Origin of the sequence: Campylobacter sp. RM16704 (assembly GCF_000816245.1) — a bacterium.
In the GTDB taxonomy this organism is placed as follows: Bacteria; Campylobacterota; Campylobacteria; order Campylobacterales; family Campylobacteraceae; genus Campylobacter_D.
Genome location: NZ_CP007769.1, coordinates 1,498,931 through 1,511,346, shown reverse-complemented (window position 1 = coordinate 1,511,346; position 12,416 = coordinate 1,498,931). Strand labels below are relative to the sequence as shown.

The following is a 12,416-nucleotide window of genomic DNA, read 5'->3' as shown; positions in this document are numbered from 1 at the left end:
AGTTACATTCCCCCTACTACACAAGGATTCATAGTTTTATAATTATCACTTACTATGCAAGTTATTGATTTTTGTTTCATAGAAGCTTCTTCTACTTCTTCTTTTTCATCATCATCTTCTAAAGCATTATCACCTATTAGATTAAGTGAGGCTGTTTGTTCGAATACAGGCAAATCTCCACCTTGAGAATTATCTATATCAGGAAGTTCTGGTTTAATCAAATCAATCTTAGTAATATCATCAAATTTAGCAAAACTAAAATTTGTATAACCTAAACCATTATCTTTATCTGTAATAGCACTAGCAATATTTAAAACATTATCATTAAGCTTAGTAATATCATTTGACAAAGCATTGTAATCATTATAAGCCTTAGTCCAATTATCAAAAGCTTGAGTGAATTTAGGATCATTGTATTTTAATTCGCCTTTATTGACTAAATCTAATAATTTATTAAATTCAGCTTCTGCATTTTTATAAGCTTGATAAGCTTTGTTAAAATTATCTTTAATTTGTAGATAATCATCATATTGTTTTTGGAGTTCATTTTTATTTTTATCTAAGTATGAGATTATCTCTAAAGTATTGCTAACATTAGGTCTAATAATACCATTATAAGTAACTAAGGCTTCATTATTTAATCTTTTATCAAAATTGTGTTCTTTATAGTTTAGTAAAAAGCTAATACCTTGAGCCATACTTAAAGCTTTATCATCATCTTTTATATCTAAATGTGTTTTTACAATAGCTTTAATCTCATCCTCGCTAGAATTTTTGCTTAATCCCTTAAAAACATTAATCAAGCCAACTAGCTTTTCAATACTTATAGTATATTTTTCATTTCTTATTTCATTGATAATCCATTCCATAATAATATCAGAATATAAATCATCACTACCTAAGATAACTTCTGAATCAGTTGGATTTGTTGGTTTAGATGGTGGTGTTATATTAGGTTTTTCTATAGTGTTTGCTTTAGATAAAAAGTCTTGATAAAAACTCTCTTGAGTTTCATCTGTATAAGTATGAATGTTTATTTTATCTTGCTTATAGCCGTTTTGGTTAAAATCATTCCAGTGTTTTTGATCTTTATTTGCATTAGCTAATTCTCCATATTTATGGTAGATATGGACATTGTCAAAGCTAACATGACCATTTCCACTAATTCCATATCCAAAGAATAAGCCTGCTAATTTTGAATATTCACCTATACTCATATTTGGATTAAAATATATGTAGATATTTTTGAAAGTTCCATAATCAATATCACCAACAAAACCACCAAAAGGCCATCTTGGATCACCAGTAATCTTTCCTAAGTCATTTATAGAAATATTAGTAAAATTTCCTCTACCAATCTGACCAGCAAAACCTCCAGTAGCACTATTATCACTACCACTATAAATATTGCCTATATTATTTAAAGAAATATTAGAAAAAGTCCCTATTCTAATCCAGCCAGCAAAACCACCAGAACGAGTGTAATTACTAGCACGACTACTCATATCTCCTATATTATTTAAAGAAATATTTGTAAAAATATTGGCTTCTAAACCATCATCATACCAAGCATTAACATAACCAGCAAAACCACCAACATAACTACCAGTTCCATTGTTTTTGCTAGTAATATTTCCTATATGATTTAAAGAAATATCAGTAAAAATTCCTCTTTCAACATGACCAGCAAAACCACCAGCTTTACTATAACTACTAATATTCCCTATATTATTTAAAGAAATATTACTATAGGTTCCACCAGCACTACCAGCAAAACCACCGGCACTACCATTTTTACTACTAATATCTCCTATATTATCTAAAGAAATATTAGATAAATTTCCTTTATAATGAGTACCACCAATAAAGCCACCAGTATAATGACCACCATTAATACTACCTATATTTTTTAAAGAAATATTTGTTAAAGTTCCGTAGTCAGTATAGCCAGCAAAACCACCAATATAAAAATGCTTAATATCAGTCTTTATCCCACCGCCCATATAATCTACATTAATATTTTTAATAGTATCTCGCACAGCACCAAATAATCCAATATATCTAAGCTCATCACTTAATTTAGTTATATCTATATTAATATTTTTTAAAGTATAACCTTGTCCATCAAAGGTTTTTGTAAATATAGTTTTGTCGCTAAATCCTACTATCATATTAGTACAATTACCTGCACTTAAACAATAATTAGCATAGTTTTGCCAGTCTCTACCTTCTACTCCTTGTCCTTTGTTACCACTAAAATCCACATTCCCTACTAATCTAAACTCATCAACACTTTGTGTATCGCCTCTGTTTTCATTCCACCCTTTAGCAAAGTAAAACCATTCTGTAGCATTGGCTTTTTCATTTTCCATATTGCCTATAGTTAGGACTTTTTTGAAGTTATTACTTCCATTATGAGTTTGTCCGTTAGTTTCTGTGTAGTTTGTATTTTGTATATTGGTGTTATTTCCAAAATTATAATTATCATTAGCAAATTTATTCATTTGTCTTTGTATGTAACCATTTTGTGTAGCTGTTACATTTATAGTTGAATTTAAATTAGCACTATCTGCATCTATATATACATTATTTCCTACTAAATGTGTAGTAGAATTAGCATTACCTAGCTTACCACCTTGTATATCTACTTTATTGCCTATAAGCAATACTTTATTAGCATTAATATTACCCATATTAACCACATTACCTAATTTATTAGGTTTAAATACAGGTGAAAAGCTTAAACCATCATTGAAATTATTCATATTAGCAAAGTTTTGCATAGTTGTATTATCCATAGATGAAGTAGAAGCCACAAAGCGATTAGCATTGATAGTTCCTGTTTTAGTAATGATTACTCCATTAGGATTGATTAAAAATACATTATTACCATTAGCATTTAATAAACCAGCTATAGTAGATTTACTTGTTCCATGAGCAATGTTTAGATAGTTTTTATTGCTTCCTCCAAAATTTACACTCTCACCTTGATTAATACTAAATCCACCACCCCATTGAATGACAGAACTAACTTTATGACCATTAATATTCATAGTATTACCATTAATGTTTATAGTTCCTGTTGTTCCATGAGTAAATTTACCTCCACTAGGTAAAGCCATTAGTGGAGAAAAAAGTAAAGATACTGTTATACCTGAAAGTATAATATGATGAGTTAGTTTTGTTGTTTTCATATTTGCTCCTTTTGTAGTTTTAATTTAAATTTACTATGATACTTTTAGCATCATCACTAATACTTAAAGTATAAGTAGCTCTTTGAACCTTTTCTTTAATGTTTTTATCTAAGGCTTTTTGATTTTTATGTATTTGATTTAATAGTTTTTGTAAATCTTTTTTATCTAAGTGTTTATTGTTTTCATCTACAAAGCCTTTTTCACTTTGCATTAGAATAAAACTTTTATTTTTTAAAGTATTATTGGTATAAACATTAATAGAAGTTTTTTCACTTAGATAAATAGCTTCTTTAGTATTTAAATAATTTTTAGTATTATCTTTTAGTATAAAGCTATAATGATCAAAGTAATTTACTAATTTAGCATTAATATTAGTATTTAAATAAAGATGATTATTAGTTCCACTTTTATGAGTAAGTGCTTTTGAGATATAAGTATTATCATTGGTTTTTTCTCTTAAAAAGCTACCTGCTAATACATCTATATTAGTATTTTTATAAATATTAGTAGTTCCACTTAAGTATAAGCTATTATTATAACTTTTATCATCTTGATTATATATACCAGAAGCAGTTATAAAAATAGTAGAATTGTTTTTATACTCATCTATATTTAAATTAGTTATATGAGTATAATTATCATGAGTATTTTTAGCAATACCAGCACTAATTAATATATCTCCTTCTCTTGTATCAGAAGCTGTTCCTAGTGCAATATTTGTAAAAATGATTTTATTATTAGCACTTTCGTTATAAGCTCTAATAATATATACATTATCATGAGCTGCACTAGAATAATCTTTTATATTAAAAATATTTTCATTTGCATTTTCATTAGCTCTTAAAATGATTTTAGAGCCTTTATCTATACTTGAAGCATTAGATAAAGATTGGACTAAATTATAATGTATAGTATTTTTTTCTAAATTATCAGCTTCTATAATAGTAGTTAGATTTCTACCTGATTTTACATTATCTAAAGTTATACTATTAGCATTAGCACTATTTGCATAATAGTCTTTATTGTCTAAAGTAGTTTTAGCTACTCCATATAAATATAAAGGCATAGAGATATTAGAAGAGCTTAGAGTAATTTTATTATTATTTGCTTTACCACTAGCTGTAGTAGCTGCTGTGATTTGAATTTTATCTTGGTAGTTTTCTACTACACTTTCTTGAGTTAAATCTCCTTTTATATTAATACTATTTCTATTAGCACCTTTAGTAGCTACTCCACCATAAAAATTAAATTCATTCTTACCTGTAAAATTAGCATTAATTTCAAAAGGTTTTTTAAGATGAACATTAATGCTATTATCATTAGCATAACCATTTTTAGTAATACCTGCATAAAAGTCTAAGAGTGCTTTTACTTCTACATTGGTATTAAGAGCAAGTAAGGTTTGTAAGTCTTTAATCTCTATAGTATTTTTATTAGAGCTACCTTGAACTATCTTACCACCATAAACTTCTCCATTTAATACAGCATTATAAGCTAATGGAGTATTTTTAGTATCTACTCTTAAATCTAGTTTTAAATCATTAATGAATACATTATTATTACTTACTTCATAGTTTTGGTTATTATTTACATCTACAAAGGCTCCTGCTAAATGAGTAGCAGCTGATGTTGAATAAGATCCACTTGGTCCATGGATAATTAAAGTAGCTCCATCTAATACAACTTTATTATTTTTAGCATTCCCATTATAAGTCATAGCACCTACTATATGAGTCATTCTCTCATCAAATACATTATCACCTAAGATGTTTTGCTTATAGGGGGTAGCATGAAAGTCTAGTTTTGCTCCTTTATTGAGTATAACACTATTATAATTTACATTAGCATCAATACCAAAAGCACCTACTACATAAGGAGCACCATTTAAAGGAAGAGTATAGGTGTTTTCAACACCCATATTAACATAGGTATCTTTGGAGTAAATTAAAGTATTATTATTAGCTTCACCCTTTCTAGCTATAGCTGGAGTGATTAAGAAATTATATTTATTATCATATCCACTAGCTTTAGGATTCATTATATCTTTATTGCTAGGTTTTAAATAATATACTGAAGAAAGCTCTCCTGTTTTTAACATTAAAGTATTATTATTAGCTTTAGCATTAAATACATAAGCAGAAACTAAAAAAGGTATATAGCTTACTTGACTAATAATATCATTAATAGAATATGCTCCATGAAAGCCATTAACTACAAATATATCTTCTTTAATACTTGGAGTAAGGATTTCTTGTTTTAATATCATATCACTTATATTATTGTTTTTTGCAGATTTAGGATTATCATAAATTAAAGTAATATTAGAAAGGTTTTTATTAGTAGCCATTTGACCATAATAATTTATACCATTTAAAAATTTATAAGTATTATTAGTATAATCATATACACTTTCATTATTAAAACTATGTTTTTTAATTACATAAGCATTTAAAGTTTTATCATAATTTGCTTGGGTAGCTGCATATAAAGAATTGATTGAAAGAATGGTTAATAAAGAAAGTTTTAAAAGATTGGATTTTTTATAATGTAAAGAAGTTAGGCTAAAACGAAAACTATCGTTCCCCCCCCCCATAGAGTATTTTTTAGATAAATTTGTATTCATTGAAAAAGTCCTTTCAAAAAATATTTATTGTTGTGTGTTTATGTTTGTAATTATATAAATTATTAATAGTATTAATAATAATAACTAATTAATAGTTTATATTAGGAAATGTTAATATTATGTTTATAAATTTAAGCTTAGGAATGATTGATAGTGAATTAATATCGCTTTTATGGAGTAAATATAATGACTAATAAATAAGGATTTGAAAATTAGTTATAATATTTATAAATCTAAGCCGTTTAAATTTGAAAGGTGTTTTGTGGCTTTTTTGTTGGTTTTATTTAAAGAAAATAAATTTAAAATTATAGTTTTTTTGATTTTTAGTATATTGACAAGTATATTAGGGGTTTTAACTTTAGTTTTTATCAACGAGTTTTTACTAAAGTCTAGTCTTGAAAATTCTAGTGTTATTGTTTATTTTGTGCTTTTATTGTTTTTGTTTTTTGCTAGTTCTTCTTGCGTGGAGATTGTTTTAAGTGCTTTTGGGCAAAGTTTTATTTTTAAAATGCAAAGAAGAGTTGTAAAACAAATTTTAGATACTAGTGTTTTAAGCATTTTAAATACCACAAAAGCAAAGATTTTAGCCTCTTTAAATAATGATGTGCGTAGTATTTCTTTTGGGCTTTTAAGACTTCCTGAATTTATACAATCAAGTGTTTTGATTGTTTGCGTAAGTGCTTATATAGCTTATCTTTCGTTAGAAATTTTCTTTTTATGTGTGGTATGGATAATTTGTGTTTTTATAGTGGATAATTTTTTAATGGGTAAGGTGTATTTTTATTTTAAAAATGCTAGGGAAAATGATGATGCTTTACAAAAAAACTATCAAAATATTTTACAAGGTCATAAGGAATTAATACTTAATCCTTTAAGGGCAAAGCATTACTATGAAAATGAATTTGAAAAAAATGCTCTAAAAAAGAAAAAAAGTTCTACTATGGGAAATATCTTGCATATTTTGTCAAACAATTGGAGCAATAGTGCTATGCTAGCTTTAGTAGGAGTTGAATTTTTTCTTGCATTAAGATACGAACTTGCAAGTTTGCAAAATGCTACAACCATTGCTTTAAGTGTGCTTTTTTTAAGAGCACCATTGGCTACTATGATAGGAAGTTTTCCTACGCTTTTAATGGCAAAAATAGCTTTAGATAAAATTTCAAATTTAAACTTAGAAAACTATACTCATGAATTTAAGTTTAATCAAAACAAAAAAGCTTGGCAAAAACTCTGCTTTAAAGATGTGTCTTTTGCATATAATGAAAAATTTGCTCTAAAACCTGTAAATTTTGAGCTTGAAAAAGGTGAATGTGTATTTTTAATAGGAAAAAATGGTAGTGGAAAATCTACTTTTTCTATGATTTTAGCAGGGCTTTTTACGGATTTTAAAGGGGAGATTTTTTTAGATGATGAAAAAATTACAGCAGAAAATATTTATGAGTATAGAAGCTTAATTAGTGCTATTTTTAGTGATTTTCATTTGTTTGAGCATGTTTTAGAAGATGATAAATTTAGCAAAAAGGACTTAGCTTATTGGCTTGAGCTTTTAGAATTAAGCGAAAAAGTAGAACTTGTAGGAAATACTTTTAGCACCATAAAACTTTCAGCAGGACAAAAAAAGCGTCTTGCTATGCTTAATGCTTTACTTGAAAAAAGAGATATTTTAATCTTAGATGAGTGGGCAGCTGATCAAGATCCTATGTTTAGAAAATTTTTTTATACTAAGCTTTTACCACTTTTAAAGCAAAAAGGTATTACTATATTTGCAATTACCCATGATGATGTGTATTTTGATATAGCTGATAGAATTTTACTTGCACAAAATGGTGAAATTTGTGAATTAAAAGGCGATATAAAAGAATTAGCTAAAAATGTGGTTGAAAAATTTTAAAGGAAAAAAATGAAAAAAATTATATTTTTATGTTTATTTTTAGGAGTAAGTTTGATGGCAAAATCTTTTGAGCTTGTGAAAGAGCCTATTTTGACTACGCAAATGGCTGAAGGGATTTTGGATTTGGCTAAAAAAGAAGCAAGAAAAAATGGTTTTCATGTAAGCATAACCATAGTGGATAAATCCGGTCAAATTTTAGCTGTGTTAAGAGATGAAAAAGCAGGTGTACATACGATTAATGCTAGTTATAAAAAAGCTTACACAGCCACTTCGCAAAAAAGAGAAACAGCGATTATTTTTAAAGGTGTAAAAGAGGGTAAAATACCTGAGGATATTCGTTATTTAGATGATAATTTTTCTATTATGCCTGGTGGGGTGCCGATTTTTATAGATGGTGTTGTTGTTGGTGGTATAGGTGTGGGTGGAGCACACTTAGATGAGGATGTAAAAATAGCTAAAGCAGGACTTTTGTTTTTAAAATAGGCTTTGAAAATCAAAGCCTATTGTCACTTAGCTTTTGCATAAATTTCTTTTTCAATATCTATATAAAATTGTGCGATAGCCTTATAAGCTTCTTCCCAAGCTTTTAGTGTAGCCTCATTTGCATTTAACACTACTTTGATAGCTTTTAAAAGACAAGCACCAACTATAGGGTAGTGTTCTTCTTTGACATTTAATTTTGTATGAGTGATAGCAACTTTATCTACAAAAGATCTCATATTTTCTAAATTTTCTACATTTTTAGCTGCCATTAAAATAGCCATAGCTAAAGCCTTTGGTTGTTCGCCTGAAGCTTGTTTTTTCATATTAAACATAGGTTTTACCTCAGGATATTCTTCAAACATTATTTTATAAAACTCTTTAGTTAAAACTTCACCATTTTTTTGCAAAATAGGCACGCAATCTTTGATGATTTGAATTTGTTCTTGAGTCATTTTTTCTCCTTTTACAATGAAAACTCCAAAAAATTATATATAAAAAGGAGAAAAAATATCTTGATTAATGTTAAATTATCTTAAATGATTATACTTATCATTTTAAGCAAGTATAAAGACAATTATTAATATAATAATCCTTATCAATTTCAAAATAAATAAAAGGAAAATTACAAATGAAAGCAAAAGTGGTTTTATTATCATTACTAACTGCTATGAGTTTAAGTGCTCAAGAGCTTACGATTTATTCTCATCGTCATTATGATTCTGATAAGGGAATTTTCAAATTATTTCAAGAGAAAACTGGCATTAGCATAAATGTAGTTCAAGCTAAAGCTAATGAGCTTGCAAAAAGGTTAGAAGTTGAAGGTAAGAATTCAAAAGCGGATTTATTTATGACTGCAGATGCTGGAAATTTAGAGCAAGTTCGCACTAATAATCTTTTTGTCTCGGTTAGCTCACCTGAATTAGAAAAGCTTTCTCCAAAAGAGCTAAGAGGTAAAAATAACGAATGGTATGCTTTTACAACTAGAGCTAGGATTATCATTGCTTCAAAAGATAGAATTAAAGACGGAGAAATTAAAACTTATGAGGATTTAGCAGATCCTAAATTTAAAGGTAAAGTTTTAGTAAGAAGTTCGAATAATGTTTATAACATCTCTTTATTGGGTGCTATGATAGATACTTTAGGTAAAGAAAAAGCAAAAGCATGGGCTAAGGGTATAGCTGAAAATCTTGCTAGAACTCCAAAAGGCGGAGATCGTGATCAAATTCGTGCAATTTATGCTAAAGAAGGTGATGTGGCTATATCAAATAGCTACTATTTAGGACATTTAGCAAATTCTAAAAATCCACAAGATATAGAAGCAGCTAATTCGGTAAAAGTGATTTTTCCAAATCAAGAAGACAGGGGAACTCATATCAATGTAAGTGGTATAGGTGTTTTAAAAACTTCTAAAAACAAAGAAGCTGCAATTAAATTCATAGAATTTATGCTTTCAAAAGAAGCACAAGAAATTTTAACTAACCAAAATTATGAGTATCCGGTAAATAAAGAGGTAAAACCTGCTAAAATTTTACAATCTTGGGGCGAATTTAAAATAGAAAAACCAAATTTTGAAGCTTACTGGGGTAATGCTAAAGAAGCTTTGATGATTTTTGATGAAGTTAAATGGAAATAATTCAAGGAAAAATATAGTTTGAGATTTTTAAGTTTAAGGTGGTCTTTTGCCACCTTTTTTTTCTGTAGTTTGATTATACTACCTATACTTGCTGTAGTCTTACACTTGCCTTTTATAGATCTTACTACTTTAAAGCATTTAAGTAAAAATGTCTTACCGCGTTATATTTTTGGCAGTGCATTTATATTATTTGGTACTTTAGTGCTTTGTTTGATTATAGGTTTAGTAAGTGCTTATTTAATCGCCTTTTATAAATTTTTTGGTTCCAAATTTTTTGAATGGTTTTTGATACTTCCTTTGGCTATACCTTCTTATGTAATGGGTTTTGTTTGGATTGATTTGTTTGAATTTAAAGGTTTAATTCCTACTTTCTTAGGCGTTGAAAAGCGTATAGATATTATGAATGCATATGGTGTGATTGTGATTTTATCTTTTGCACTTTATCCTTATGTGTATTTTTTTGCTAAAAATACTTTTGCTTATGGACTTGGAAATATTATTTTAAGTGCAAAAACACTCAAAGCTTCAAATTTAAAAACATTTTTTAAAGTTATTTTGCCATTTTGCCGTGTGGGTATAGTAGGTGCTTTATTTTTAGTGGCTATGGAAGTTTTAAGTGATTATGGTTTGGTGGCGTATTTTGGTGTAGATACTTTTAGTGCGGGAATTTTTAGAACTTGGGGAAGTGGTGGTGATGAAGTTAGTGCTGTAGCTTTAAGTGTGGCTTTACTTGTTTTTATCGCATTTTTAATGCTTTTAGAAAAAATTCAAAGAGGAAGAAAAACTTTTACTCAAAATGTTTTCATAGCTACTCCAAAAGATAAGTTAAAAGGTTTTAAAGCATTTTTGGCATTTTTGTGGTGTTTTTTAGTGGCATTTTTAGCTTTTATAGTACCTATTGTTTGGCTTGCTTATTGGGCTTGTTTTGATTTTATGCAAAATTTATATAATACCTTAACACCGGCATTTTATAGTCTTAGCGTGGCTTTAGTAAGTTCTTTTGTTATAGTAATAGTAGCATTTTATCTGTGTTTTGTAGTGCGTTTAAACGATACAAAAACTTCCAAATTTATCCTTTGGCTTACAACTTTGGGGTATTCTTTGCCTGGAGCTGTTGTAGCTGTGGGGATTTTAGTAATTTTGGGTGTGTTAAATTTTATTTTTGATTTTTTATCTTTTGAATATGCAGTTGGAGGTGGATTTTTAGTATTATTTTTTGGATATTTTGTGAGATTTTTAGCTTCTGGAATTTTTGCTACACAATCTGGGTATGAACGAATTTCAAAAAATATAGACTATGCAAATTTAACATTAAAAAGTAGTCCATTTAGAATTTTTACCCAAATTCATTTTCCTTTAATGAAACATTATTTGGCCTTGGCCGTAGTGATAATTTGTGTAGATATTTTAAAAGAATTACCTATCTCAACTATACTTTCACCATCAGGCTTTCAAACGCTTTCATCTTTGGTTTTTGCGTATAGCGAAACAGAATTAATTTATAATGTATCTTTACCATCTTTGATTATAGTTATATTTGGTATTATTCCTACATATTTAATGCATCATTTACAAGAAAAAAGCACCCATAAGGAAAATTCATGCAAGTGTTAAAAGTAGAAAATTTATATAAATCTTTTTCAGATGTAGAAGTGTTAAAGGGTATTTCGTTTAGTTTAAACGAAGGAGAGATTTTAAGTATTTTAGGCGAGAGTGGTTGTGGAAAAAGTTCTTTGCTTGGGTGTATTGCTGGTTTTTTTGAGATTAGTGATGGAGAAATTTATATACAAGATAAACTAGTTGCTTCAAAAAAATTGTATTTACCACCTCAAAAAAGAGATGTTGGGGTTTTGTTTCAAGATTATGCTTTGTTTCCTCATTTAAATGTAAAAGAAAACATTTGTTTTGGGATTTCGCATTTAAGTAAAAATGAACAAAATCAAAGACTTAAAGAGCTTTTGGATATTTTAAATTTAAATGAGCTTTTATGTCGTTATCCTAATGAGTTAAGCGGAGGGCAAGCCCAAAGAGTTGCACTAGCAAGAACTATAATCACAAGACCAAAAATCATACTTTTTGATGAACCTTTTTCTAATTTAAACCATACTTTAAGCGTGAAAATGCGTAAAGAGATTAAGAGTATTTTAAAAGAACATAAATTAAGTGCTATTTTTGTCACACATGATAAAGATGATGCTTTTTATTTATCTGATAATATTGCTTTGATTAAGGATGGGAAAATTTTAGACTATGGAAGTGCCAAAGAGCTTTTTTATAAGCCTAAAAATATAGATAGTGCTTGCTTTTTAGGAGAAGCATTTTTTATAGATCCAAAGACAATTTTAGATGATAAATTTAAAGCATATTTGCAAAATAAAAATGGCATTTTCCGCCCTAATGATATACAAATTTCAACTTCACAAACTCCTTTAAAAGCTAGCGTTTTAGAATGCGTGTTTTATGGAGATTTTTATGAGTTAAGTGTGAGTTTGGAAGGACATATTTTTAGCATTTACCACGATAAAGAGCTTAGTAAAAACGATAAAATTTATCTTGAGTTAAATGGTATAAAAGACTTTTAAATTGTTAATT

The 12,416-nt window shown here is 28.1% G+C and carries 8 protein-coding genes; 5 read left to right on the top strand and 3 right to left on the bottom strand.

Annotated elements, in window-relative coordinates; genetic code table 11:
• Positions 1–2 precede the first annotated feature (2 nt).
• A complete protein-coding gene (locus CAQ16704_RS07660; RefSeq protein ID WP_039667614.1) occupies positions 3–3,194 on the bottom strand; it encodes a two-partner secretion domain-containing protein in 3,192 nt (1,063 codons plus the stop codon).
• A 19-nt stretch (positions 3,195–3,213) separates the two neighbouring features.
• Positions 3,214–5,817 carry a hypothetical protein gene (locus CAQ16704_RS07655; protein ID WP_052244977.1) on the bottom strand — a complete coding sequence of 868 codons (2,604 nt, stop codon included), beginning with the start codon at positions 5,815–5,817 and terminating at the stop codon, positions 3,214–3,216.
• 262 nt (positions 5,818–6,079) lie between these two features.
• Here CAQ16704_RS07655 and CAQ16704_RS07650 point away from each other — a divergent pair, with 262 nt between their 5' ends.
• Positions 6,080–7,708 (top strand): multidrug ABC transporter permease/ATP-binding protein, encoded by a 1,629-nt coding sequence (locus tag CAQ16704_RS07650; RefSeq protein WP_039667613.1) that lies wholly within the window; start codon positions 6,080–6,082, stop codon positions 7,706–7,708.
• 9 nt (positions 7,709–7,717) lie between these two features.
• Positions 7,718–8,191, top strand: a complete 474-nt coding sequence (locus tag CAQ16704_RS07645; protein ID WP_039667612.1) for a GlcG/HbpS family heme-binding protein — start codon at positions 7,718–7,720, stop codon at positions 8,189–8,191.
• A 23-nt stretch (positions 8,192–8,214) separates the two neighbouring features.
• Here the strand turns inward: CAQ16704_RS07645 and cgb are convergent, their stop codons facing one another.
• Positions 8,215–8,643, bottom strand: a complete 429-nt coding sequence (cgb, locus tag CAQ16704_RS07640) for a single-domain globin Cgb (protein WP_039667611.1) — start codon at positions 8,641–8,643, stop codon at positions 8,215–8,217.
• A gap of 176 nt (positions 8,644–8,819) precedes the next feature.
• Here cgb and CAQ16704_RS07635 point away from each other — a divergent pair, with 176 nt between their 5' ends.
• The 3 genes from CAQ16704_RS07635 to CAQ16704_RS07625 are packed head-to-tail and all read left to right on the top strand — an operon-like array spanning position 8,820 to position 12,406.
• The gene (locus tag CAQ16704_RS07635) at positions 8,820–9,824 is read left to right on the top strand and encodes a Fe(3+) ABC transporter substrate-binding protein (protein WP_039667610.1); all 1,005 of its coding nucleotides are present in this window, start codon (positions 8,820–8,822) and stop codon (positions 9,822–9,824) included.
• Positions 9,825–9,842: 18 nt separating this feature from the next.
• Positions 9,843–11,438: an ABC transporter permease gene (locus CAQ16704_RS07630; protein ID WP_052245042.1), complete on the top strand. Its 1,596-nt coding sequence runs from the start codon at positions 9,843–9,845 to the stop codon at positions 11,436–11,438.
• Entirely contained in the window at positions 11,426–12,406 is a 981-nt protein-coding gene (locus CAQ16704_RS07625; protein ID WP_052245041.1) for an ABC transporter ATP-binding protein, read from the top strand. Before CAQ16704_RS07630 ends, CAQ16704_RS07625 begins: the two co-directional genes overlap by 13 nt.
• Positions 12,407–12,416 lie beyond the last annotated feature (10 nt).